This is a genomic window from Ruegeria sp. HKCCE4148 (assembly GCF_017872495.1).
Classification (GTDB): domain Bacteria; phylum Pseudomonadota; class Alphaproteobacteria; order Rhodobacterales; family Rhodobacteraceae; genus Ruegeria.
The window spans coordinates 354,904-380,388 of record NZ_JAEDOS010000003.1; the positions used below are offsets into that span (position 1 = coordinate 354,904).

General features: G+C 57.9%; 23 protein-coding genes. 9 read left to right on the forward strand and 14 right to left on the reverse strand.

What is annotated here, in order from left to right:
- Positions 1-524: 524 nt before the first annotated feature.
- From I9187_RS11550 to I9187_RS11570, 4 genes are read left to right on the forward strand one after another with little or no spacing between them, the layout of a single operon-like run.
- A complete protein-coding gene (locus I9187_RS11550) occupies positions 525-2,096 on the forward strand; it encodes a terminase family protein (protein ID WP_280922846.1) in 1,572 nt (523 codons plus the stop codon).
- The gene (locus I9187_RS11555) at positions 2,093-2,539 is read left to right on the forward strand and encodes an NlpC/P60 family protein (protein ID WP_171237774.1); all 447 of its coding nucleotides are present in this window, start codon (positions 2,093-2,095) and stop codon (positions 2,537-2,539) included. The genes I9187_RS11550 and I9187_RS11555 overlap by 4 nt, the downstream gene beginning before the upstream one ends.
- Positions 2,539-6,654, forward strand: coding sequence for a glycoside hydrolase/phage tail family protein (locus tag I9187_RS21970; protein ID WP_245223193.1), 4,116 nt, complete (start codon positions 2,539-2,541; stop codon positions 6,652-6,654). The genes I9187_RS11555 and I9187_RS21970 overlap by 1 nt, the downstream gene beginning before the upstream one ends.
- Entirely contained in the window at positions 6,654-6,950 is a 297-nt protein-coding gene (locus I9187_RS11570) for a hypothetical protein (RefSeq protein WP_171179643.1), read from the forward strand. The genes I9187_RS21970 and I9187_RS11570 overlap by 1 nt, the downstream gene beginning before the upstream one ends.
- Here the strand turns inward: I9187_RS11570 and I9187_RS11575 are convergent.
- On the reverse strand, positions 6,931-7,269 hold the full coding sequence (locus I9187_RS11575; protein WP_171234501.1) for a TraR/DksA C4-type zinc finger protein: 339 nt from the start codon (positions 7,267-7,269) through the stop codon (positions 6,931-6,933). The genes I9187_RS11570 and I9187_RS11575 overlap by 20 nt on opposite strands.
- Before the next feature lie 84 nt (positions 7,270-7,353).
- Between I9187_RS11575 and cysE the strand changes: the two genes are divergently transcribed.
- Positions 7,354-8,163, forward strand: coding sequence for a serine O-acetyltransferase (cysE, locus tag I9187_RS11580; RefSeq protein ID WP_171179647.1), 810 nt, complete (start codon positions 7,354-7,356; stop codon positions 8,161-8,163).
- A 7-nt stretch (positions 8,164-8,170) separates the two neighbouring features.
- On the opposite strand, the gene I9187_RS11585 is transcribed toward cysE, so the two are convergent.
- The 7 genes from I9187_RS11585 to I9187_RS11615 form a co-directional block, all read right to left on the reverse strand.
- Entirely contained in the window at positions 8,171-8,413 is a 243-nt protein-coding gene (locus tag I9187_RS11585) for a hypothetical protein (protein WP_171179649.1), read from the reverse strand.
- Between the two features lie 154 nt (positions 8,414-8,567).
- Positions 8,568-9,878 (reverse strand): pyruvate dehydrogenase complex dihydrolipoamide acetyltransferase, encoded by a 1,311-nt coding sequence (locus I9187_RS11590; protein WP_171179651.1) that lies wholly within the window; start codon positions 9,876-9,878, stop codon positions 8,568-8,570.
- Positions 9,879-9,892: 14 nt separating this feature from the next.
- Positions 9,893-10,378 carry a hypothetical protein gene (locus tag I9187_RS11595; protein WP_171179653.1) on the reverse strand — a complete coding sequence of 162 codons (486 nt, stop codon included), beginning with the start codon at positions 10,376-10,378 and terminating at the stop codon, positions 9,893-9,895.
- A gap of 3 nt (positions 10,379-10,381) precedes the next feature.
- Positions 10,382-11,746: a pyruvate dehydrogenase complex E1 component subunit beta gene (locus I9187_RS11600; RefSeq protein ID WP_171234496.1), complete on the reverse strand. Its 1,365-nt coding sequence runs from the start codon at positions 11,744-11,746 to the stop codon at positions 10,382-10,384.
- A 15-nt stretch (positions 11,747-11,761) separates the two neighbouring features.
- The gene (pdhA, locus tag I9187_RS11605) at positions 11,762-12,751 is read right to left on the reverse strand and encodes a pyruvate dehydrogenase (acetyl-transferring) E1 component subunit alpha (protein ID WP_171179657.1); all 990 of its coding nucleotides are present in this window, start codon (positions 12,749-12,751) and stop codon (positions 11,762-11,764) included.
- A 177-nt stretch (positions 12,752-12,928) separates the two neighbouring features.
- Positions 12,929-13,228, reverse strand: a complete 300-nt coding sequence (locus tag I9187_RS11610; RefSeq protein ID WP_171179659.1) for a septum formation initiator family protein — start codon at positions 13,226-13,228, stop codon at positions 12,929-12,931.
- A gap of 150 nt (positions 13,229-13,378) precedes the next feature.
- A complete protein-coding gene (locus I9187_RS11615) occupies positions 13,379-14,569 on the reverse strand; it encodes a phosphoglycerate kinase (RefSeq protein ID WP_171179662.1) in 1,191 nt (396 codons plus the stop codon).
- Positions 14,570-14,702: 133 nt separating this feature from the next.
- Here I9187_RS11615 and I9187_RS11620 point away from each other — a divergent pair, with 133 nt between their 5' ends.
- Together I9187_RS11620 and I9187_RS11625 are read left to right on the forward strand one after the other, a co-directional pair.
- Positions 14,703-15,209: a peptidylprolyl isomerase gene (locus I9187_RS11620; RefSeq protein ID WP_171179664.1), complete on the forward strand. Its 507-nt coding sequence runs from the start codon at positions 14,703-14,705 to the stop codon at positions 15,207-15,209.
- Positions 15,202-15,759, forward strand: a complete 558-nt coding sequence (locus tag I9187_RS11625) for a peptidylprolyl isomerase (protein WP_171179666.1) — start codon at positions 15,202-15,204, stop codon at positions 15,757-15,759. Before I9187_RS11620 ends, I9187_RS11625 begins: the two co-directional genes overlap by 8 nt.
- Positions 15,760-15,824: 65 nt before the next feature.
- Here the strand turns inward: I9187_RS11625 and aqpZ are convergent, their stop codons facing one another.
- From aqpZ to I9187_RS11655, 6 genes are all read right to left on the reverse strand, one after another.
- The gene (aqpZ, locus tag I9187_RS11630) at positions 15,825-16,514 is read right to left on the reverse strand and encodes an aquaporin Z (RefSeq protein WP_171179668.1); all 690 of its coding nucleotides are present in this window, start codon (positions 16,512-16,514) and stop codon (positions 15,825-15,827) included.
- 111 nt (positions 16,515-16,625) lie between these two features.
- Entirely contained in the window at positions 16,626-17,435 is an 810-nt protein-coding gene (locus I9187_RS11635) for a M90 family metallopeptidase (protein ID WP_171179670.1), read from the reverse strand.
- Positions 17,436-17,556: 121 nt separating this feature from the next.
- Entirely contained in the window at positions 17,557-18,057 is a 501-nt protein-coding gene (locus tag I9187_RS11640; protein ID WP_171179672.1) for a polymer-forming cytoskeletal protein, read from the reverse strand.
- On the reverse strand, positions 18,047-19,378 hold the full coding sequence (locus I9187_RS11645; protein ID WP_209940200.1) for a M23 family metallopeptidase: 1,332 nt from the start codon (positions 19,376-19,378) through the stop codon (positions 18,047-18,049). Before I9187_RS11645 ends, I9187_RS11640 begins: the two co-directional genes overlap by 11 nt.
- Before the next feature lie 174 nt (positions 19,379-19,552).
- Positions 19,553-20,371, reverse strand: a complete 819-nt coding sequence (locus tag I9187_RS11650) for a ferritin-like domain-containing protein (protein WP_171180055.1) — start codon at positions 20,369-20,371, stop codon at positions 19,553-19,555.
- Positions 20,372-20,461: 90 nt separating this feature from the next.
- The gene (locus tag I9187_RS11655; protein WP_171618796.1) at positions 20,462-20,923 is read right to left on the reverse strand and encodes a peroxiredoxin; all 462 of its coding nucleotides are present in this window, start codon (positions 20,921-20,923) and stop codon (positions 20,462-20,464) included.
- Positions 20,924-20,991: 68 nt separating this feature from the next.
- Here I9187_RS11655 and I9187_RS11660 point away from each other — a divergent pair, with 68 nt between their 5' ends.
- Both I9187_RS11660 and queA read left to right on the forward strand, forming a co-directional pair.
- Positions 20,992-24,363, forward strand: coding sequence for a DUF3971 domain-containing protein (locus I9187_RS11660; RefSeq protein WP_348540092.1), 3,372 nt, complete (start codon positions 20,992-20,994; stop codon positions 24,361-24,363).
- A 42-nt stretch (positions 24,364-24,405) separates the two neighbouring features.
- The gene (queA, locus tag I9187_RS11665; RefSeq protein WP_171179680.1) at positions 24,406-25,452 is read left to right on the forward strand and encodes a tRNA preQ1(34) S-adenosylmethionine ribosyltransferase-isomerase QueA; all 1,047 of its coding nucleotides are present in this window, start codon (positions 24,406-24,408) and stop codon (positions 25,450-25,452) included.
- The last annotated feature ends 33 nt before the right edge of the window (positions 25,453-25,485 follow it).

The following is a 25,485-nucleotide window of genomic DNA, read 5'->3' on the forward strand; positions in this document are numbered from 1 at the left end:
GGTGGTTTTGATGGTTTTTCAACGAGAGCAGTATTCGCGAAGCAGCTATGCTGGGGGCTGAAAGTCTTACTTCTGCGTACGCTCCCTGTTGCGTTCGTGTTGCGTAACTAATTGACATTGCGAACTTAAATCCATATAAGTTGTGTCATGCTAGAAGAAGTGGGCAACGGCCACGGGGAAACCCAGCGGCCGTTTTTCGTTTCTCTCGTGCGGAGAAAACTCACGCATGAGGTCACAGGCAAACATGACTTTGATTACCCCGGAAGAGCGGATTTCCCAGACGGCTGATTTGTTGCAGTCGCTTGAGAGGTCCATTCGCGATCTGCGGCAAGCGGCGGAAGACCTGCGCAAACAGATCGGTGCCGGGGAGGATGCAGATCTTGCTGGTTCAGCCAGGCAACTCGGGCAGTTAGAGGGGCTGATCCGAAGTTGTCAGAAAGTGGAGACAAGCTTTGTCGAACAACATCACAGACAAGCCGGAATTGCCCAAGGGGGGTACGCGCTCGACCTTGAGCGCGCTCGATTTGAAATCGGGTGCAGGTTGGCTCGCCTCCGCCGATGCTGCGGTGCGGGAGAGATTTCTGAGTGAGATCGGGGAGGGGGGGCTGTGTGCCCTCCCTTTCCTGTTCGAGTTCTGGGCGCTGCCGCATCAGTTGCCGCCCGAGGGCGATTGGCGGTCATGGGTGATCATGGGCGGGCGCGGCGCGGGCAAGACGCGCGCCGGGTCTGAATGGGTACGGGCGATGGTTGAGGGGGCCAAGCCGTTGGATCGTGGCGAGGCCAGTCGCGTGGCGTTGGTTGGCGAGACCTTCGATCAGGTGCGCGATGTGATGATCTTTGGCGACAGTGGAATTTTGCAATGCTCGCCGCCGGACCGGCGGCCTGTGTGGAAGGCATCGGAGCGCAAGTTGATCTGGCCCAACGGGGCCGAGGCGCAGGCGTTTTCGGCGCATGACCCGGAGGGGTTGAGGGGACCACAGTTTGATGCGGCCTGGGTGGATGAGCTGGCCAAGTGGAAAAAAGCCGGGGAAACCTGGGATATGTTGCAATTTGCGTTGCGGTTGGGGGAGCGGCCTCAGGTCTGTGTGACCACGACACCGCGAAATGTGAAAGTTTTGAAGGATTTGTTGGCCTCGCCGTCCACGGTGCAGACCCATGCGCCGACGGAGGCAAACCGTGCCAATCTGGCGGAGTCGTTCTTGCAGGAAGTGCGCGCGCGATATGCGGGCACGCGGCTGGGGCGGCAGGAATTGGACGGAGTGTTGTTGTCGGATGCTGAGGGTGCGTTGTGGACGGGATCGATGCTGGATCCTGCGCGGTGTGCGCAGGTGCCCGAGTTGGACCGTGTGGTGGTGGCGCTGGACCCGGCGGTGACATCCGGTTCAGGCGCGGATGCCTGCGGGATCGTGGTTGTTGGTGCTCAGATACAGGGCCCGCCCGAGGAGTGGCGTGCCTATGTGCTGGCCGACCGGACGGTGCAAGGCGTTGGCCCGGCAGGCTGGGCACAGGCGGCAATTGACGCGATGGATGAGTTTGGGGCCGAACGGCTGGTGGCCGAGGTCAATCAGGGCGGGCAGCTGGTGGAAGAGGTCGTGCGGCAGGTGGACCCTCTGGTCCCGTTCCGCGCGGTGCGGGCCTCACGCGGCAAGGTGGCGCGGGCCGAGCCCGTGGCGGCCCTGTACGAGCAGGGGCGGGTGAGCAATGTGGCGGGACTGGACGCGCTGGAAGAGCAGATGTGCCAGATGACCGCGCGCGGGTTCGAGGGGCAAGGCTCACCCGACCGGGTGGATGCGCTGGTCGACCGCGGCCGGGTCGATGTGGTGTCGGGTCCTGCAAAAGGGCTGTGGGCCTCGATCAAGCGAGACCGGCAAACAGGACGCGGGCGCGAGATCACGCTGTGGTCAGGGTTTGGCGAAAACCTGGTCGCGGGCGACTTGGTCCGACTGCGGGCAGGGTGTGACAAACGCATGAAGACCTGTCGGTCGAAATTCAACAACATTCTGAACTTTCAAGGTTTCCCGGATCTTCCTGGGGAGGATTGGGTGATGGCTGTTCCCAAGAAAGGCAAAGCCAACAACGGAGGAAGCCTACGGTGACACTCAAGAAACAGGACATTGTCGCTGAGGCACGCAGCTGGGTTGGAACGCCATATGTCCATCAGGCTTCAACCAAAGGAGCAGGTACGGATTGCCTGGGTTTGCTGCGTGGTGTGTGGCGTGCCCTGATCGGGCAAGAGCCCGAAGCCGTTCCGATCTACAGCCTGGATTGGTCCGAGCCGCAAGGGGAAGAACGCATGTGGGCGGCCGCGCAGCGGCATCTGGTCGAAAAACCGGTCTCCCGGTTCGCACCCGGAGATGTGCTGTTGTTTCGGATGCGCGAGGGTAGCGTGGCCAAGCATCTGGGCATTGTCAGCGCGACGCAGCCCACCCCGCGTTTCATTCACGCGTATTCCCGTCGCGGTGTTGTCGAGAACGCTCTGAGCGTCCCGTGGCAGCGCCGGGTCGTTTCCTGTTTTGAATTTCCGTTGGAGGAGCTCTGATGGCTACCATTCTTCTTTCTGCAGCTGGCGCAGCACTGGGCGGTTCGATCGGTGGTACGATTGCTGGCTTGTCGACGGCCATCATTGGGCGGGCCGTGGGCGCCACGATCGGACGGGTGATTGACCAGCGTTTCTTCAGCCAATCTGTCATGGGAAGCGGCAGCGAAGTTGTCGAAACCGGGCGGATGGACCGCTTTAGGCTCACTGAAACGGGCGAGGGCGCACCGGTCAGCACGGTGTTCGGGCGCATGCGCGTAGGCGGTCAGGTTATCTGGGCCTCGGATTTCCTGGAAACGCAAACATCGACGACCGAGGGGGGCGGTGGCGGTGGTAAAGGAACGCCCAGCACACCCGAAGTCACAACCATCTCATACAGCTACTCGGTTTCGTTGGCTATCGCGGTCAGCGCGGGCGAAATTGCGGATGTGGGACGTGTGTGGGCGGATGGTGAAGAACAAGAACGATCCAGCCTCAATATGCGGATCTACCATGGTACGCAAAATCAATTGCCCGACCCGCTGATTGAAGCCATTGAGGGCGCAGGTACTGTACCGGCGTATCGGGGAACGGCCTATGTGGTCATCGAAGATTTCCCGCTTGCCGCCTTTGGTAACCGCGTGCCGCAGTTTTCATTTGAAGTCGTACGGCATGCACAGCGTGACATGCCCGATCATGACAGTGCGGTCTCGCAGCTCGTACGGGGGGTCGCAATGATCCCCGGAACCGGTGAATACACATTGGCGACGTCACAGGTGAACTTTAAGAACAAAGGGAAAAGTTGGGCCACCAACGCGCATTCAGCGTCTGGAATGACCGATTTTCTGGCTTCGACGCGCGCTTTGCGAACTGAACTTCCCAATTGCGATGCCGCATCTTTGGTTGTGTCTTGGTTCGGCGACGACCTGCGGTGCAACGCTTGCCAGATACGTCCAAAGATTGAACAAAACAGCCTGGATAGCAGAGACATGCCGTGGGCTGTGTCGGACCAGAATCGAGGCAATGCGGGTGTTGTGGCCAAGGAAAATGGCCGCCCGGTCTATGGTGGAACACCCGCGGATGCGGCTGTGGTCGAGGCGATCCGCCATCTGAACAAGACCGGCAAAAGGGTCATGTTCTATCCATTTATTTTGATGGAGCAATTGAAGGATAACGGGCTGCCGGATCCATGGTCTGACGCGACAAACCAGCCACATTTGCCGTGGCGGGGGCGGATCACGCTGGACGTGGCGCCTGGGCGTGCCGGGTCACCGGATCAGACAGCCGCCGCAGATGCTCAGGTGGCTGCGTTCTTTGGAACAGCGCGGGCGCAGGATTTTACGATCAACCCCGAAGCACTTGACCCGGATAATGACTCTGATCGCGACACACTTACGCCGCCATTGCTTGGAGGGCGTGCGGATGATCAAGGGCGAGGAGAGCTGATTTGGTTCGGCGAAAACGGTTTGTTAGCGGGGCTTGGCGTTGGCGAAGGACCTATTATTGCAAAGGAAATCATCTCGTATTCAGGGCCGCAGGAATGGAGCCTGCGCCGCTTCATTCTGCACTATGCCATGTTGTGCAAAGCCGCGGGTGGTGTGTCGTCTTTTTGCATATCCTCAGAAATGCGTGGTCTGACGCAAATACGCGGGGCATCTGGCTTTCCCGCCGTTGCGCAACTGCGAGCCCTGGCGGCAGAAGTCCGTCAGATTCTGGGCCCGAATACGAAAATCAGTTATGCAGCGGATTGGTCCGAGTATTTTGGCTATCAGCCTGAAGGCAGTGATGACAGGTATTTTCACCTCGATCCACTGTGGGCAGACGACAACATCGACTTCATAGGCGTCGACAATTACATGCCGTTGTCCGATTGGCGCGATGGTGAGAACCATCTGGACGCCCAGGCCGGTGCCCCGTCTATCTACGATCTGGATTACTTGCGCAGCAACATCGAGGGCGGGGAAGGTTATGACTGGTATTACGCCTCGCCCGAAGAGGCCGATGCACAGATCAGAACCCCCATCGAAGACGCAGCGCATGGCGAGGCATGGGTGTGGCGTTACAAGGATCTGCGCAACTGGTGGTCGAACCCCCATCACGAAAGGATCGATGGGATGCGCCAACCCAACCCAACGGATTGGGTGCCGGGTTCAAAGCCGATCTGGTTCACCGAACTAGGCTGTGCAGCAATTGACAAAGGCACCAACCAGCCCAACAAGTTTCTGGACCCCAAGTCTTCGGAATCGCTGTTGCCTGCGTATTCGAACGGATTGCGGGATGATTTCATTCAGGCGCAATACCTGACGGCGACTCTTGGGTATTGGAACGATCCCGCAGTCAATCCTGTGTCACATATCTATGGCTCTCGGATGCTGGACTTGGCGAACGCTTACGTCTGGGCCTGGGACACTCGTCCATTTCCTACGTTCCCCAATCTGCAAAGACAGTGGGATGATGGTAAGAACTATGCCCGTGGGCATTGGCTGAACGGGCGGTCCGGATCGCGCACGCTTGCATCTGTCGTGACCGAAATATGCCATGGGGCAGGTGTGACGGATATTGACGTCTCGCGGCTTTATGGCGTGGTTCGGGGATATGTCATCGAAGATGTGACCAATGCGCGATCTGCGTTGCAGCCCTTGATGCTGCGGTATGGTTTCGACGCGATCGAACGGGACGGTCAATTACGGTTCCATATGCGCGACGGCTACGGTGCGGTCGCGCTGAACTCCGATCATCTTGCTGTAAGTAGCGATCTGGAGGGTACGCTGGAACACAGGCGCGAGGCCGAAGCCGAAATGACCGGGCGGGTTCGTCTGCGATTTGTGCAGTCAGATGCCGACCATGAACTGGTTGCCGAAGAAGCCGTGCTGCCCGAAGATAAAACCCATGCTGTGTCCGTGAACGAAATGCCCTTGTCGATGACGCGCACGGAAGGCCGTCAGACGGCCGAAAGATGGCTCAGCGAAGCTCGGGTTGCGCGTGATACTGTCAGGTTTGCATTGCCACCTTCGCAATTGCATCTGGGGGCGGGGGACCTGGTTCGGTTATCGGATGCTGAAAACAGCCCTATCTACCGCATCGACCGTCTGGAAACATCTGACTTGCAATTGGCCGAGGCGGTCCGGGTTGAACAAGGCGTCTATAAAGCGTCGGAATTGAAAGATGACAGGCCGACAGTCAAACCCTATGCCGCGCCAACGCCTGTATTGCCGATCTTTCTGGATCTGCCGTTGATCACCGGGGCGGAAACGCCGCATGCTCCGTATCTTGCCGTGTCGCGCGATCCTTGGCCTGGTGCCGCTGTTGTTTACTCTTCGTCCAGTGACGAATCGTACACTTTAAGCGACATCATCCAAAGGCAGGCAGTTGTTGGCACCACGGAAACACCACTGCACCGCGCCAAAACGGGGGTTTGGGACGAAGGCCCCGCGCTGCGGGTCAAGCTTGTCTCGGGTCAATTGGAATCGCGTACGCGCGGATCGGTTCTGAATGGCGTTAACCTGGCGGCCATCGGTGATGGGTCGCCCGGTAATTGGGAGGTATTCCAGTTCTCTGACGCGACCCTGGAAGCGCCCGGTGTTTATGCCCTGAGCGGCCGTCTCAGGGGGCAACTGGGTACGGATGCGCTGATGCCGGATGTCTGGCCGGATGGGTCCGTGTTTGTGTTGTTGAACACGCAGATCCAGCAGATCAACTTGCGACGCAATGAACGTCGAATGGCCAAGCACTATAGGATCGGCCCGGCAAACCGACGCTATGATGACCCGTCTTTCCAACATCTGATCGCCTCGTTTGATGGTAACGGACTGCGCCCTTACGCTCCGGCGCACTTGAGTGTGCAATCCAGCTTATCCGGTGATGCATTTAGCTGGATACGGCGCGCGCGTCTTGACGCTGACGATTGGTCGGGATTTGAGATTCCATTGGGCGAGGAAAGCGAATCTTACCTTGTGCGCATCCGTGCCAATGGCACCTTGATGCGCGAAGAACTCATCGCCGAGCCGTACTGGACTTATTCTGCGTCCATGAAGGCGGCGGATGGGGTCACTGGCGCGTACGAGCTTAATGTGGCGCAGGTGTCGGCGATCTATGGCCCCGGTTTGTCGTCGCGTTTGACAGTGCGGCTGGTGATCTGATGCGCCCAGTCCTGCACGGAGATGTCAGCGCAGCGGCGCGCGCGTTGCTGACCGTGCCGCAAGCGGAACGGACCCGTCTATGTGTTCGGATGATCCATGAGGCGGAACTGGCCGACGAGCATCTTAAAAACACCGGGCGGCTTCATCCCATTCACGGCAACGGCTCTCTCATGGCCGTTGCTCGCAACAGAGCCCTGGCAGATGAGCCAGGGTTCGACAACTTGCAATATTGCCAGTGTTTTGAAACGGTTTTGCACCATCTGTCCAGATTTCTGATCACCCGGCAGCGCAGCTAACGCATTTGCTGGCAGCCAAGTCCAAAGACAACCGCCCATCCGGGATACGATCGCCGCAATCTTCGCAATACCCGTACTCTTCCTCCTCAATCCGTACCAAAGCGGCTTGAAGCCGACTCTTTTCAATGTCGCGGTTGGCCTGCTGTGCTTTTGCCATCGCCTGGTTTTGCAAGGCGTCCATTCGGCTCAGCCGCCCAATAGCCTGCTGATCCAATTCGACCACCGCCTGCGCCTTTAGGGCTGACGCAGAAAGCTGCTCAAGCTCGGCCAGCCGCTCGCGAATTTTTGTTTCGAAATATGTGCTTTCGGACTCATTCATTTTTGTTGCGCAGCAGATCATGGGTTTGCGTTTGGTCTTTTTGCCACTAAATGGCATTCTAGGCGCAGCAAAGGATCAAAAGCCATGTTTGAAAAGCGCAGCCATGTGACGCCGGTCGATCCGGTGTGGAACCGCATCACATCCGAGGCCCATGCGGCCGTTGAACAAGAGCCACTTATGGGCGGCCTTGTGCACGCTTGTATCCTGCATCACCGCAGTCTTGAGCGCGCGCTTTCCTATAGGATTTCGGCCAAGCTGTGTTCTAACGAAATGTCGATGATGGTCCTGCGCGAGATTGTCGATGAGGCTTACGGTGATGATCCCAATGTGATCGAAGCGGCGCGGGCCGATTTAATGGCTGTTTACGAACGTGATCCAGCATGCCACCGCCTTTTGCAGCCAATCCTGTATTTCAAAGGCTACCAGGCCATGCAGGCTTATCGCGTCGCGCATTGGCTGTGGAACAAAGGTCGCTATGATCTGGCCTACTTCTTCCAGATGCGCTCGTCCGAGATTTTCGGAATCGACATTCACCCAGCCGCAAAAATCGGAAAGGGTATCATGATCGACCACGCGCATTCGATTGTGATTGGTGAGACTGCTGTTGTGGGTGACAATGTTTCAATGCTGCACTCTGTAACGCTGGGTGGGACCGGCAAGGAAGAGGAACAGCGTCACCCCAAGATCGGTAACGGTGTTCTTATTGGAGCCGGGGCAAAAGTGCTGGGCAACATCGAAGTGGGCCATTGCAGCCGTATCGCTGCCGGTTCGGTGGTATTGCAACCCGTGCCAGCGTGCAAAACTGTTGCAGGTATCCCGGCGAAGATCGTGGGCGAGGCGGGATGTGACCAACCCGCAATTTCGATGGATCATATGCTGGGCAAAGACCAGTAGGTAAAAATCACTTCAAGCGGTTGGTGCGTTTTTCCAACGGCTTGCGCTTGCGTTCCTCTCGTTTTTGCTGGCGCAATTCTTTGCGCCGCTTTTGTTCAGCTTTCTGCTCGGCAATCGCCGCAGGATCGTTGGAATTGAATTTCGAGTGCTCACCCGGATAACTGTTCGGTTTCGCAATCGCCTCGTCTGATGCCGTTCCGGTCAGAAAGGCCAAAATTATCAGGCTTTGAACAAGGTTCTTGCGGGTCACAGCGCACTCTCCTTCTGTCTTAATCTTAAAGAACAAGGTGGGAGAGCAGACTGCTTTAGGCAATTGATGCGCCGATCACGTGGGCTCAATTCGGCGCCAAGAGATAGGATGCCCCCGCCCGGCAAGAGCTTGGACGGGGGCATGATTCAGTTCCTCAGGCCAGCATGACCATCGGGTTTTCCAGATTATCGACGATGGCCTTGAGAAGTTCCGCCCCCAACGCCCCGTCGATGACGCGATGATCCACGGACATTGTGACAGACATCACGGTTGCCACGGTCAATTCGCCATCATCTCCGACAACAGGCTTTTTCACACCGGTTCCTACAGCCAGAATTCCGGCATGCGGCGGGTTCACAATGGCGTCGAAGTTATCGATGCCGAACATGCCTAGGTTCGAGATGGCAAAGGTGCCGCCCTGGTATTCATGCGGGGCCAATTTGCGCTCACGGGCGCGGCCTGCAAGGTCTTTCATCTCGGTAGACAGGGCGGACAGCGACTTCATGTCAGCATCTTGCAGAACCGGGGTGAACAAGCCGCCTTCGATCGCAACAGCAACAGCCACGTCCGAAGGTTTCAATTGCAGCACCCGGTCGCCCGCCCAAACTGCGTTGCAGGCTGGAACCTGTTGCAGCGCGTTTGCGACGGCCTTGATGATGAAATCATTGACGCTCAGCTTCACGCCACGGCCTTCCAACTGCTTGTTCAGTTGGCTGCGGAACTTGAGCAGCGCGTCCAGTTTGATGTCGCGACGCAGGTAGAAATGCGGGATGGTCTGCTTGGCTTCGCCCAAACGCGCGGCAATGGTCTTGCGCATACCGTCTAGCTGAATTTCTTCGTACTCGCGACCTTCGTACATGCGTGCGACCATATCTGCCAAGGGGCCGGCAGGTGCCGCAACAGGAGCCGAAGCAGCCGCAGTTGGGGCCGGTGCCGCAGCAGCCGTAGCAGTGGTCGCCGTGGTGCTTTCAACATCTGCCTTGACGATACGGCCATGCGGCCCCGAGCCGCTGATCTGCGAAAGATCCAGACCTTTTTGTGCCGCGATCCGACGGGCCAGAGGTGACGCAAAGACGCGACCGCCATCTGCCGTGACCGGAGCCGCTGGGGCAGGTGCAGGCGCCTCAGTTGTCGCTGCCGAAGCAGCCTCTGTGCCCGCAGCGACCGCTGGTGCAGCCACAGGCGCTGCGGCATGCGTTGCTGCGATGTCATCCGCGCTTTCGCCGTCTTCCAGCAGAACCGCGATGGCGGTGTTTACCTTGACCCCTTCAGACCCCTCGGGGATCAGGATCTTGCCGATGGTGCCTTCGTCAACGGCTTCGAACTCCATCGTGGCCTTGTCGGTTTCGATCTCGGCCAGCAGGTCGCCGGACGAGACTGCGTCGCCCTCTTTGACGAGCCATTTTGCAAGCGTGCCTTCCTCCATAGTTGGGGATAGGGCGGGCATCAGAATTTCGGTGGGCATGTCTTCATGTCCTCTTACTTCGAAAATGAGTATATCAGCGTTGCGATGTCGATCAGGAGAATGGCCGCGCAGAAGGTGACGAACACCCCCACGACCACAGAGCGCGCCTTCGAGACGCGTGGATGGTTCTTTTCGAGCCACTCGGTGAACAGACCAAGCGCTGCGGCGTCGCTGTGTTCAATGGTTGCCAGATAGTCCATACCCAGTTGCAGGCGCTGCTGCTCGAGTACGATGTAAATGACCGAGGCATAAGACACGACACAGGCAACAGACAGCATGGCTCGGATCGGCCAAGCGCTGGTCAGGTTGCCCTCGACCGATAGCAGATCGAAAGAGATCTGGTCGAAGGCCTCAAGATTGAACGCAATACTGACAAAGGAAACCACCAGGAACGCCGCACAGACATAAAGCAGGTTGCGGTTGTTATCCTTGCGCGCGGAGACGAGGCTTTCGAACAGCCAGTCCACGCCCGCAGGATTATGTACGTTCCCGGGGGTCATCGCCTATCGGTAGGTCACTTGTTTGACGGCGGCGATCACCTCATCGGTGGTGATCAGCGCCAGCTTTTCCAAGTTCGCGGCATAGGGCATTGGCACATCCTTGCCGGTGCAGTTGATGACCGGGGCGTCGAGATAGTCGAACGCTTCCTGCATCACCACTGAGCTGATGTAGCTGCCGACGGAACCCTGCGGCCAGCCTTCTTCAACGGTTACCAGACGGTTGGTTTTCATAACCGAGTTGATGATCGCGCCGGTATCCATCGGGCGGATGGTGCGCAGGTCGATCACTTCGGCGCTGATGCCTTCTTCGGCCAGCTTGTCGGCGGCTTCAAGCGCGTATTGCATGCCGATACCGAAGCTGACGATGGTCACGTCGGACCCTTCGCGCCAAATGCGCGCTTTGCCCAGCGGGATGGCCAGGTCATCCACTTGCGGTACTTCAAAAGAGCGCCCGTAGAGGATTTCGTTTTCCAGGAAAACTACGGGGTTGGGATCACGGATTGCCGACTTCAGCAGACCTTTGGCATCCGCGGCCGAATAGGGCATCACAACTTTCAGTCCAGGTACCTGCATGTACCAGGCAGCGTAATCCTGAGAATGCTGAGCAGCCACGCGCGCGGCAGCACCGTTGGGGCCACGGAATACGATTGGGCAACCCATCTGACCGCCTGACATGTAAAGCGTCTTGGCGGCAGAGTTGATGATCTGGTCAATCGCCTGCATGGCGAAGTTGAAGGTCATGAACTCGACAATCGGCTTCAGACCACCAAAGGCCGAACCAACAGCGATACCTGCAAACCCATGTTCGGTGATCGGGGTGTCGATCACGCGTTTGCTGCCGAACTCGTCCAGCAGACCTTGGCTGATCTTATACGCTCCCTGGTATTCGGCGACTTCTTCACCCATCAGGTAGACGTCTTCGTCGCTGCGCATTTCCTCGGCCATCGCGTCGCGCAGTGCTTCGCGGACGGTTTCAGACTTCATCTCTGCATCAGCAGGCCAGTCAGGCGACAGATCGACCACCGGTGCGGCAGGTGCAGCAGCGGGGGCAGGGGCCGCTGCGGGGCTAGCCTCGGCTGCCGCTTCTGCTGCAGGAGCCGCTGCGGGCAGGGCAGAGGCGTCTTCGCCGTCTTCCACCAAAACCGCGATAGGGGTGTTCACCTTGACCCCTTCGGTCCCTTCAGCGATCAGGATTTTTCCAACGATCCCTTCATCGACCGCTTCGAATTCCATCGTCGCCTTGTCGGTTTCGATCTCGGCCATAATATCGCCTGAAGATACAGTGTCGCCTTCCTTAACCAGCCACTTGGCCAGCGTGCCCTCTTCCATTGTGGGCGAAAGGGCGGGCATGAGAATTTCGGTTGCCATGTCTTATTCGTCCTCTCAGGCGTAAATGTCGGTCCAGAGCTCTTCGACGGAAGGCTCGGGGCTTTCTTTCGAGAATTCGGCGGCTTGATTGACGATCTCTTTGATCTCTTTATCGATCGCCTTCAGATCATCCTCGGTTGCGTGTTTGCCGGTCAGCAGAAGCTCGCGCACATGTTCGATCGGATCGCTCTGCTCGCGGACCTTCTGAACCTCTTCGCGGGTGCGGTACTTGGCCGGATCAGACATCGAGTGGCCACGATACCGGTAGGTTTTGACCTCAAGGATGTAAGGGCCTTTGCCCGCACGGCAGTGGGCAACAGCTTTTTCACCTGCGGCCTTAACCGCCAACACATCCATACCGTTGACGATCTCGCCGGGGATGCCAAACGCTTCGCCGCGCACGTAGATGTCCGGCGACGATGTCGAGCGCGCCTGCGCTGTACCCATGGCGTATTGGTTGTTTTCGATCACAAAGACCACAGGAAGATCCCAGAGAGCGGCCATGTTGAACGTCTCATAGACTTGCCCCTGGTTGGCCGCGCCATCACCGAAATAGGTGAATGTCACGCCACCGTTCTCTTTGTATTTGTCAGCAAAGGCCAGACCTGCACCCAGCGGAACCTGTGCGCCAACGATGCCGTGGCCGCCATAGAAATGCTTCTCTTTCGAGAACATGTGCATCGAGCCGCCCTTGCCTTTGGAAAGGCCGCCTTCGCGCCCGGTCAGTTCGGCCATAACGCCGCCCGGATCCATACCGCAGGCCAACATGTGGCCGTGATCGCGATACGAGGTGATGCGTTTGTCCCCTTCCTGAGCTGCCGCTTCGAGGCCGACAACAACGGCTTCCTGTCCGATATAAAGGTGGCAGAAGCCGCCAATCAGACCCATACCATAAAGCTGGCCTGCTTTTTCCTCGAATCGGCGGATCAAAAGCATCTCGCGGTAGTAGGTCTTGAGTTCTTCCGCAGAAACGTTTGGTTTCTTTGTGGTTTTTCGCGCAGCCATTGTGGCGATCCCCCCCCTTTCGGACAGATAGTTTAGCGTTAAACTATCTCATAAAGCATTTGATGCTATCTGGCGAGGGTAAATGTGACGCAGCGTCGGATTGCGCTGAGCCACGCTTGTCGAAGCAGGGTAAAATTTTGGATGTGCCAGATTTTTCGACGAAAAATCCAAATCAGGTCAGCGAATGACAATCTCGTCTGCGCGGATCATACCCAGAACCGAACGTGCCTGTTGGTCCAGAAGATCTAGATCAAGGTAGGTATCGGACAGCCTTAGGGTCAGGTTTTCCATCTCGGTGATCTCGGCGTTCAGTTTCGCCAAGTCGCGCGACAGAGCGTCCCGTTCCGCTGCAATCTCGACCCGCCGAAACAGACCATAGTCTCCTTGCACGGCAGCGAAGGTGAAGTAGACACCCAGCATGAAAGCCACCGAGAAGAAAGCAACTGCGCCCAAACCGGGCCGATGGGAACGGGACACTCTGTTTACCGCCGTATGAAAACTTGCCTCAATAACGGGTCCTTTTTGGACCTCTTTCAGCACTATGTCACAGGTGATTCGGCTTGTGAATCCCCTGACGCGGAAAAATCAGGGGATGAGTCAGAATGTCTCGGCACGCGCAGTAAAACCTTACTGCTCCAACGCTGCAACGCCAGGAAGGGACTTACCTTCCATCCACTCCAAAAACGCGCCACCCGCGGTGGAAATGTATGAGAAATCATGCGCTGCACCCGATGCGTTCAGGGCTGCAACAGTGTCGCCGCCGCCTGCGACCGAAACCAATTGTCCCGAACGCGTCAAGGCGGCTGCCTTCAGAGCCGCTGCATTGGTGGCTGCATCGAAAGGTTCCAGCTCGAACGCGCCCAGCGGGCCGTTCCAGATCAGGGTTTGGCTTTTTGAAAAGATGTCTGTGATGACAGCAACACTTTCGGGGCCTGCGTCCAGGATCATGCCGTCTTCGGGGCATTGATCTGTGGGCAGCGTTTGATGTGGTGCATGGGCTTCAAACTTCTGTGCGACCACGATGTCCTTTGGCAGAACGATAGTGCAACCGGAGTTTTCGGCTTTGGCCAGAATCTCAGCTGCGGTCCCCTGCATGTCGCGCTCCGCCAATGATTTTCCGACGTTGATCCCTTGGGCAACCAGAAACGTGTTGGCCATTCCGCCACCGATAACCAGATAGTCCACCTTGTTGATAAGGTTGCCAAGCAGCTCCAGCTTGGTCGAAACTTTGGCGCCCCCGACAACTGCCGTTACAGGCCGTTTCGGAGCACCCAAAGCGCCTTCCAGTGCCTCAAGTTCGGCCTGCATTAGACGGCCTGCACATGCAGGCAGAAGCCGCGCCAGTGCTTCGGTTGAACTGTGGGCCCGGTGTGCGGCCGAGAACGCGTCATTGCAATAGACATCACCAAGCTTGGCCATGCCTGCGGCCAGATCGGCGTCGTTCTTGGTCTCGGCAGCGTGAAAACGGGTGTTTTCCAGCAGCAATACCTGACCTGGTTGAAGCGCTTCGGTCGCCAACTCCGCCTCGGTTCCGACGCAATCAGCGGCAAACAAGACCGGCGCGCCGAACGCGCTTTCCAGTGTTGGCACCAACTGCTTGAGCGAAAGATTCTCGCGTCGCTCGCCGCCCGGACGTCCAAAATGCGCCAGCAAGATCGGCTTTCCGCCCGCAGCAAGGATGTGGCGCACTGTGGGCACGATCCGTTCAATACGCGTTGCGTCGGTGACAGTGCCGTCCACGACCGGTACGTTAATGTCCACACGCACCAAGACGCGTTTGCCACCCAAGTCCATATCGTCCAGTGTTTTCCAGCTCATCTTGCGATCCTCGTCATTGGCAACCGATTTAGGCGGTTCTTTTCCTGCATTTTACCCTCAGGTCAATGCGTCACTTGGCATTCACGCGCGTGCGGCATAGGTATTTGCGCAAGACAAACGACAGGAGGGCCACATGGCCGAGATCAAAGATCCCGAAAACACAATCATCATCGAGCTGAAGGGCGGCAATGTCGTCATCGAGCTGCTGCCGGATGTAGCACCGTTGCACAGCGCGCGGATGAAGGAACTGGCCCGTGGCGGAGAATATGACAACGTGGCCTTTCACCGTGTAATCGACGGCTTCATGGCGCAAACCGGTGACGTTCAGCACGGCGATATGGAAGACGGCTTCAACCTGCGCATGGCGGGCACCGGCGGGTCCTCGTTGCCGAACGTTCCGGCAGAATTTTCCAAACTGCCGCATGATCGGGGCACGCTGGGCGCGGCCCGGTCGCAAAATCCGGATTCGGCCAACTCGCAGTTCTTCATCAACTTCAAGGACAACCACTTCCTGAACGGTCAGTATACCGTCTATGGTCGCGTGATCGATGGCATGGAGCATGTGGATGCGATCGTTCGGGGCGAGCCGCCTGCGAACCCGGATCGCATGATCAGCGTCAAGGTGGCCGCCGATGCATAAGCTGGCTGCAGCCTTTGCACTTCTGGCCAGTCCCGCGTTGGCCAGCGGTTTGCAGATCGACGTCGAAGGGGAGGGAGCCAACGGCACCATCTCGATCGACCTGTTCGAGGATGTCGCACCCAAGCATGTGGAACAGATCACCGCCTTGGCCGCCGACGGTCAGTATGATGGCGTCGTGTTTCACCGCGTGATTGACGGCTTTATGGCGCAAACTGGCGATGTGGAATATGGCAACTCCGGCGCGGCCGGTTTCGACATGCGCAATGCAGGACGTGGCGGATCTGACCGTCCTGACCTGCCGGCTGAGTTTTCCGATGTCACCTTTGACCGGGGCGTGGTCGGCATGGCCCGTTCGAATGACCCGGATTCAGCCAATTCGCAGTTTTTCATCATGTTCGAACCCGGCCCGTTCCTAGACGGGCAGTACACTGTAGTCGGTCAGGTGACTGACGGCATGGATGTGGTGGACGCAATCAAGCGCGGTGCCGGTCAAAACGGTGCGATCATTGGCGCACCGGACGTGATGAAGAAAGTCACAGTCATCGAATGAACGAAAAAGCCCGACGCGCGTTACCGCATCGGGCTTTTCCATATTGTGGGTTGCACGAACCGGAATCAATCGTCGGGTGACATCATCTTCCAGATCACCGCGCCGATCGCTCCACCGATCAATGGGGCCACCCAGAACAGCCAGAGCTGCGCCAAGGCCGGGCCATCCGCGAACAGCGCCACTCCGGTAGACCGCGCCGGATTCACCGATGTGTTGCTGACCGGGATCGACACCAGATGAATCAGCGTCAGCGCCAGACCAATTGCAATCGGCGCGAACCCGGCGGGTGCCTTTTCTGACGTTGCACCCAGGATGATGATGATGAAGAAGGCGGTCATCACAATTTCGATCACCAATACGGACATCATCGAATAGCCCTCGGGCGAGGCGTCTCCGTATCCGTTTGATGCAAACCCTCCGACGCCTTCGAAGCCGGGTGCGCCGCTTACGATCAGATACAGCACGATGGCAGCTGCAATCGCGCCGATGACCTGAGCGCCCCAATAGGGCAACAGATATTTGGCCGGAAACCGCCCGCCGATCATCAACCCCAAACTGACGGCCGGGTTGAAATGCCCACCCGAGATGTGACCAACCGTGTAAGCCATAGTCAGAACTGTCAGGCCAAAGGCGAAAGACACGCCAAGCCATCCGATGCCGACATCCGCGACACCGGCTGCTAATACGGCACTGCCGCATCCCCCAAGGACCAGCCAGAATGTGCCGAAGAACTCGGCAAGTAATTTCGATGACATGAAAAATCCTCCGCAATGTTATGAGGTTAAGTGTAATTCAAAAATTAGCTTTTGTTAAATTATGACGAACGGGGAATTTGTCGAATGACCTGTCACCTTGGGTAAAAGCGATCAGCGCCACTGTACGGGGTCCAGATGAAACAGTTTTGACAGCTGTTCATAGACCTCCGGATCAGAGTTTCGCAGCGCCCTGGGCCGTTCAAAAAACACTTCAACCGAAACGGCGAAAAACTCTTCGTGCCCTTCCGCACCGTAGGGATCAATCACAGTTGCGCGCCCCATTTCAACGGCCTGTACATGGGCGTCGTAAGCCGCCAGAAACGCGGCCTCCCACTCGGAAAAGCTCTGGTTGGCGCTGAGAACGGGCACACCATTGGCCGAGCCTGTCAGATCGTCGATCTGATGTGCGAACTCGTGGAAGACAACATTTTGCCCGTCGTGGTCGTTCATCGCGCCGCGCCGGCTGTGCGCCCATGACAGGATCACCGGGCCGCGATTCCAGCTTTCTCCGGTGCGTACAATTTCCTTTTCGGTGACAACATAACCGCTGTGGCGGCTCTGTCTGGATTTGAAGGCGCTGGGATAGATCAGGATGGTGGTGAGGTTGTCGTACCAAAGCTCGGTGTTCACAACCAACAGACAGGCTTGCGCGGCGATAGACATTTGCATGTCTTTGGTAACGTCCAGACCGTCGCAGCCGATGAACTCAACCTGATCGAGAAACAGGTTGATCTTACCTTCCAGCTTAGCGCGCAAGCCTTGCGGCAATTTCCGCAGGATCGGGACCTGAGCGTCGATAAGGTGCCGTTCCTGATCCGTCAACGGCGCGGCCAACAGGGCCCGGCGCGCCTGTTGTTTTGACCAAAAGTAATAGGCCGCACCACAAGCAATCAGCGCAACAAGTGTCAGGAATATCAACATGACCCGACCCTAACGCGATCCCCGCACGATCAAAACCTGTTTCCCGAACTGAACAATGCCCCAAAAGAAAAGACGCCGCGGGTTTCCCAGCGGCGTCTCGGGTTTGACCAGAAAGGTCGCGTTATTGTTTGACGTCAGCCGCTGGGTTCGATCCCGATTTGCTACTGCGGCCAGGGTTCAGCGGGTCGTCCTGACGCTGCACTGAACCTTCAAAATGCGCGCCGCTTTCGATGGCGATGGTCTTGTGGATGATGTCGCCTTCAACACGCGCAGTCGAAGTCAGGCGCACCTTCAGGCCACGCACACGGCCCACGATACGACCGTTGATCACCACGTCATCTGCGGTGACTTCACCCTTGATTGTTGCCGATTCACCAATGGTCAGCAGGTGAGCACGAATATCGCCCTCCACGGTGCCTTCCACCTGAATGTCACCGGAGGTCTTGATGTTGCCGGTGATGTGCAGATCCGAGGACAGAACCGACGCCGGCGGCTTTGGCTTGGGCGCAGTGGCAGGTTTCGTCTCGGTCGGTGCAGGGGCCGCTGGGGTCGCCGGAGCGGCAGGTTTGGCCGCCTCAGGTGCCTTGGATGCGGGCTCGTTGATTTTGCTTTTAGAAAACATTTCTCGCAGCCTTGATGTAAGTCATTGGGTTCACGGGCTTTCCGTTCACGCGCACCTCATAGTGCAAATGCGTGCCGGTGGACCGTCCGGTGCTACCCATATCAGCAATATGATCCCCGCGCGAGACCCTTTGGCCAACCTTCACGTTGATCTTGGTGTTATGAGCGTAAAGTGTCTCAATTCCGAACGCGTGCTTGATTTTAACAAGCCGTCCGAAACCCGACTGCCAGCCTGCATGAGTGACCACACCATCCGCAGTTGCAAAGATGTCAGTGCCGTGCGCACCAGCAAAGTCCGCGCCATTATGCATACGGCGACCACCGGTTTTGGGGTCGCGACGTGTGCCAAATCCGCTGGTATAGCGCACAGCACTGTTGACCGGGCTGGCGAAGGGGGCCTTTTCCGCAGCAATCCGGTACAGGTTTAGTTGGTCCATCTGCTCAAGTAGAATGTTTGCACGGGCTTCTTCAGCGGACAGCTCGTCCTCCTCACCACGCGTGCTAAGGGATAAAGGGGTCAGCGGACCGCCCATACCGCTATATCCGCGCCGGACCTCTTCGATAATGCGATCGGTCGGCATGCCGGCCTTACGGAACATCTTGTCCAAAGGTTCGACCGAGATCACCATGGCTTCTTCCAACTGGCGGAAAATCTCGTCGCTGCGTTCCTGCATCAGACGGATTTCCAGTTCCAGCTCATCCCGTTGGTCCAAAGCCTGACGCGCGTCCGAGGCGATTTGATCGCGTTCTTCCGCGGTGCGGGAAAGGGCATTTGTCATGAAGGCCATCTGCACCGGGGTGCTCGAGGCCGTCACGTACATGTCGGCATCATTGGTTTCCTGCTTCAGAACAGCCAGCTCCGTGCGGGCTTCTTCCCGTTGCTTCATCGTGCTGCGCAGCGTCGTCTGGATGACCTCGATACCGGTCTCAAGCTCGCGGCGGCGGTTTTCCGACGCCAGCAACTCGGACTGCATTGCGGAAATCTGTTCCAATGCGGCGTTAAAGCGATCTTGTGCGGCCAGTGCTTCTTGCGCGCGTGCGTCCCGTTCGGCTGACAGGATATTCAGGCGCTCTTGATATGTCGCCTGATCGCGCTTGGCTTGTTCTCTGAAGTTGCCCGACCCGATGCTGTCCATCAGCAGTATGGCCGTTGCAACCGTTGTCCACCCAACCATCACCGCGACACCGGTGACTGCGATCACCTGCGTTTCCGAACTCAGCCGAATGAACCGCGTGTCCTTGTCAGATTTCAGAAAGACCCGGCGTTCCGGGAAATACCGCTCAAGCAGTGAGTGTAGCTTTATTGCCAGACGTGTTCGCACGCGCCTTACCTCTCGTCCCCAAATTCGGGACCGGTCGTGGTGCAGTAGCCGTCCCTTGGGCCGAGTGCATAAACGGCTCGCTACGATCGGGCAAGTTTGTTGACCTCTTTGCGGCAAACAGCGCAAAAATCCCCCGAAGATCGGCGGGAATTCGCCGAAATTCACATATAAGTGTCAGTTCGTGACTTCACCCGGCGCGGGCAGGTCTTCTGTCAGCGGCCAATAGAAATCGGGGGGCAGGCCAGCTTCGGCGCGCTTCTCCTCGTTAAAGGGCGGTTTCAGGACGCCGTGGAAATACCGCCGGACCAGGGCGTGGAACACGTCCTTCGGGTCGGCGTTTTCCCGACCGCACAGGAAATGAAACCACTTAGAGCCATAGGCGACATGGCCGACTTCTTCCGCATAGATCACCTCCAACGCGGCAATGGCTTGGTCCGCTTTGGCCTTTCGGAAGATTTCGATCATGCCGGGGGTGACATCCAGACCGCGTGCCTCAAGCACCATGGGAACAACAGCCAGCCGTCCCATCAAGTCTTCGGCAGTATCTTCGGCGGCGCGCCACATTCCGGCGTGGGCGGGCAGGGCGCCATAGTGGCTGCCCATCTGCTCTAGGCAGTCGCACACCAGCTCGAAATGCCGCGATTCCTCTTCGGCGCATTTCACCCAGTCATCGTAAAAGCCGATCGGCATCGGCACATGACCAAACCGCGCGATGATGTCCCAGTGCAGATCGACGGCATTCAACTCAATATGCGCCACAGCGTGCAACAGGGCGATACGCCCGGCCTCGGTCCCGGGTTTCCGCTTTGGCACTTCACGAGGCGAAAGAAGCTCGGGCTTGTCCGGGCGGGCGGGGTTCAAGGGGGGCGTTGCCGCGCCAATTTCGATTGGGTCAGCTTCGCCCTTGCGAGCAGCGAACCATGCGGCGGCGTGCGCTTTGGACAGGGCGGTCTTGGCCCGCCCGTCCGCAGTTGTCAGAACCTCTGTCGCCATCTGTGTCAGTGTCTTGGGCACGGGATCACTCCGACTCTGTCGTGTCGAGGCGGGTCATAAACCGGATGGCATGGCAGGTCGAGAGTGCGCTTACAGCGCCTTCACCGCCTCAAGCACCTCGTCCACATGACCGGGCACTTTGACTTTGCGCCAGACCTTAGCAATGCGACCTTCGGCATCTATGACAAAGGTCGAACGTTCGATGCCCATCGACTTGCGCCCATACATGTTCTTTTCCACCCACACGCCATAGTCCTCGCAAACGGTCGAGTTTTCGTCCGATAAAAGCGGTGTGGTCAGACCATGCTTGGCAACAAATTTGTCATGCTTGGCGACACTGTCGCGCGAGATACCGAAAACTTGAGCACCTGCATCCGCAAAGGCCTGAAGCTGTTCTGAAAAACCAATGGATTCCTTTGTACAGCCCGGCGTATCATCACGGGGATAGAAGAACAAAACCACGGTGCCACCGCGCAACGCCGAAAGCGTCACCTCGCCGCCGCCGTCGCGTGGCAGGGTGAAGTCGGGGGCCATGTCTGAAATATCGGGCATTGGAAACTCCGCTAAAGGTTTTTAAAGGCTGCCTGATATCATAGGGCAACACGTGCGGGTTGGAAGGCGTGGACAGTAAATTGAAGCAGCATGACGACGAACAAGACGAACCGGTACAACCGGTGCGTCGACGGTCGCGTCGGAGGGCCGCTGGTCTTTGGGCCATGCGCGGTGCTTTCATGCTGGCGCTTCTTGCGCTGTTCGCCGGTTTCATGGTGGTGGGGCAAAGGATGCACGCGCCTGCCTGGTTGCGGGACAGGGTCGAAACGCGGCTTGAACAGGCGCTGGGTGGTCTGCAAATCCGCTTTGGCGATGTCAGCTTCATCATTCACGAAGGCTGGCGGCCCCGTCTGCGTCTGACCGACGTTGCCATCAGCGACGCGGCGGGCCAGCAGATTGCGCAGGTCTCGGACATGCGTGCCAGCCTTGCCATGCGCCCTTTGTTGCGCGGGCATGTTCGCCCAAAACGCATCATCCTGAGCGGAGCTCAAATCGCCCTGACCCGAGGCATGGATGGGGCGTTGACCCTGACCGTGGGGTCTGGCAGCGCTCCGGTACAAGAGGCACCGAACCTGGCAGAGCTGATCGAGGCGTCCGATCAGGTATTCCTGTCTCCGGCTCTGTCTGCTCTCACCTCGGTCGAGCTTGATGCAATCACGCTGGATTACAGCGATTTGCGACAGGGTCGGTCCTGGGTGCTGGATGGTGGTCATATTCAGGCCAACCGCAGTGACAACGAAGTACGACTCGCTACCGGGTTTTCGGTTCTTTCGGGGCGGGATTACGTCAGTGCCATCGAGGCCAACTATACCAGCATCCTTGGCACCCCTGCCGCTCAGTTCGGCATCTCGGTCTCGGACCTGCCTGCCGAGGATATCGCCGGTCAAAGCCCTGTTTTGGCGTGGCTGCAGGTCTTGCGGGCCCCCATATCGGGTGCCTTGCGCGGCAGTATCGACGATAGCGGTGCCATCGGAACGGGCTTTGCAACGCTCAACCTTGGGGCAGGGGTCGTACAGCCCAACCCTGAAACGCGCCCGGTGCCTTTTGAATCTGCCCGCACCTATTTCACCTATGATCCTAAAACGCATGCGCTGGATTTCAACGAAGTGTCAGTAGTATCGGCTTGGGGCGAAGTGCAAGCAGACGGTACGGCGTTCCTGCAGGGGGTGGAAGATGGTGTCCTGGACAGCCTGACCGCGCAATTGCGTTTGTCGGGCCTCAATGTGAACCCCGCCAACCTGTTTCCAGAGCCGATCCAATTGTCCCGCGCCAGCGTGGATTTCAAAATGGTGTTGGACCCTTTCGAGTTGCGTTTGGGACAGGTCACTGTTGAAGACCCAGGTCACATCATACGCGCCTTTGGAGTTCTGAGCGGCCGGCCCGACGGCTGGGCAGTGGAATTGGATGCACATCTGGATCAGATGACCTCGGACAAGGTTCTCAGTTACTGGCCCGAACTTTTGGCACCGAAACCGCGCGAGTGGGTTACCAAGAACCTTTACGAAGGCGTTCTGTCGGACATGGATTTTGCCCTGCGGCTTGAGCCCGGATCCAAGCCCGATATCTATTTGGATTTCGGATTCGAAAAGGCCAAGATTCAGTTCGTCAAAACCCTTCCACCGATCGAGGACGCCCAAGGGCAGGCCAGCCTGATCAATCAACGATTTACTGTCACCGCGCAAAAGGGGGTGGTGATCGCTGACGAAGGTGGTGCAGTGGATGCCGCGGGCACGTCCTTCATAATACCCGATACGGACATAAAGAAATCCGCGCCTGGAATTGCGCGTATACGGGCCAAGGGCAGTGTGACCGCTGCACTGTCGCTGCTGGACCGCCCCCCACTTTCATTGCTGAGCAAAGCAGGATTGCCTGTCGAGCTTGCCAAAGGCACCGCTTCGCTGACTGGCACGCTGTCATTGCCGCTGAAAAAGGAGCTGAAGTTTCAGGAAACCGAATTCCATTTCGACGGCAATCTGGCAAACCTTTCCAGCGATCGTCTGGTGCCGGGGTTCACGGTCAGCGCCGCTTTGCTGGATCTGTCCGGCAATCAGTCGGGCGTTCAAATACAAGGGCAAGGGCAATTCGGAGATGTTCCTCTTGAGGCGCTGTGGCGGCAGCCGATTGATGGAAAAACGGCGCAGCGCAGTACGCTGACAGGCCAGATCGAACTGTCCCCACGCTTGATGGATCAGATCGGGGCCGGGCTACCCCCTGGGATGCTGACCGAGTCGGGTGTTGCGGACATTACCCTGGGTCTTGGAGCAGATACCCCGCCGAAACTGTCCGTTGCGTCGGACCTACAGGGTGTGGTGCTGGCGATCCCGGAACTTGGGTGGCGTAAGGCGGCAACCGCACCGGGCTCACTGACAGCCGAAGCGACATTGGGCAAAGGGTTGAAGGTGGACAGTTTGAACATCGAGGGCGCTGGTCTGCGAACAAGCGCATCGATTACCTTTCGCGAAAACGGAGATTTTGACCGCATACGATTCAGCTCATTCGATCTGGGGAATTGGCTTGCGGTCCCGGCTGAGATGATCGGGCGCGGGGATGCCGTACCAGATATCCGAGTTCTTGGCGGTGTACTGGACATGGGGAAAGCGACGTTCGGCGAAAGCGGCGGCGGCGGGGCAGGTCCGAAGCTGGACGTTGCCTTGGATCGCTTACAAGTGACCGAAGCGGTTGCGCTTACGGGATTTCAGGGAACGTTTCAGACGACTGGTGGCGTAAACGGAGGGTTTACGGCACGGGTGAATGGGGGGGCGGCGGTCTCCGGGCAGGTGACCCCGCGCGGAAACCGCAGTGCCGTGACCCTGACATCGCAGGACGCCGGGGCGGCGTTGCGTTCTGCTGGCGTGCTGACCCAAGCGCGCGAGGGCACATTGAACTTAAGCCTCGAACCGGTGGCAGCACCGGGAAACTATGACGTGGTCCTGAAAATCATCAACACGCGTATCACCGATGCCCCGGCCATGGCGGCCCTCTTGAACGCAATCAGTTTTGTTGGATTGTTGGACGAGATGGCCGGGCAAGGCATTTTCTTCTCGGCGATCGACAGTCGCATGCGGATTACGCCGACGGATATCAAAGTGCTCAGCGGCAGCGCAGTTGGACCATCCATGGGACTTTCGTTTGACGGCACCATCGACACGGTCAACGAGATGCTGAACCTGCGCGGTGCGATTTCGCCAATCTATCTGCTCAACGCCGTGGGCAGCGTTTTCACGCGCAAGGGCGAGGGTGTGTTCGGATTCAACTACACCCTCACCGGGCCGCTGGCTTCTCCGAAAGTTTCGGTGAATCCGCTTTCTGGACTGGCCCCTTTGTTTTTGCGCGATTTGATGCGTCAACCTGCACCAAAGGTATCGGATGGCCCAAACGCGACACCGCAAAAACCAGATGAGCCCAAGCAGACATTCGGGTCACAGCCCAGCGATCGCTGACGACATATGGCCGAATCTTTTGCGGGGATGTAAGGCGCGCGCATGAAACTCAGCGATTTTGACTTCCACCTGCCTGACGACCTGATTGCCACGCGGCCTGCTAGCCCGCGATCCTCTGCGCGTCTGCTGGTGGCGCAGGGGGATCAGACAACGGACAGCCACGTCCTTCATCTGCCCGATTTTTTGCAACCCGGTGACAGGCTAGTGCTGAATGACACGCGCGTCATCCCGGCACGGCTTAATGGTCGCCGCCATCGGGACAGTGCCCAAGGTCCAGTGTCAGCCGGGATCGAGGCGACATTGCTGGATCCTCAGGCCGATGCAACTTGGTCAGCTCTGATCAAGCCCTTGAAAAAATTGAAGGTTGGGGAAGAGATTGTCTTCTCGGATGACCTGAGCGCCACGCTGGACCGGTTTGAGGATGGGCAGGCCTATCTGCGGTTTAACCTGAGTGGCGAAGATTTTGATAAAGCACTGGAGCAAGCCGGGGCGATGCCGTTGCCGCCGTATATTGCGGCCAAACGTCCGGCGGATGAACAGGACAAAACCGACTATCAAACCATCTGGGCGCGTAATTCGGGTGCCGTAGCCGCGCCGACCGCTTCGCTGCATTTCGATGATGCCCTTCTGTTGGCTTTGGCCGAGCGCGGCGTGAATTTCACTCATGTAACCCTGCACGTGGGGGCAGGCACGTTCCTGCCGGTCAAAGTTGAAGAAGTGACAACCCACAAGATGCACGCGGAATGGGGGCAGGTCAGCCCCGAGGCGGCAGCCGAGATTCAGGCCACCAAAGACGCAGGTGGACGGGTGATTCCAGTGGGCACCACAGCCCTGCGTCTGATCGAAAGTGCGGCCCGGTCCGGCCGCATCCAACCCTGGGAAGGGGATACGGATATTTTCATCTATCCGGGCTTCCAGTTCCATGTCACGGACGCGTTGATGACCAATTTCCACCTGCCGAAATCAACGCTGTTGATGCTGGTGTCCGCGTTGATGGGGCAAGATCGAATGTTTGATTTGTATCATCATGCAATAACACAGAAATATCGTTTCTTTTCCTACGGCGACGCGTCGCTTTTGATCCCATGAGGGGCGCGCATGAAGTATCAAAACAGTTCAATG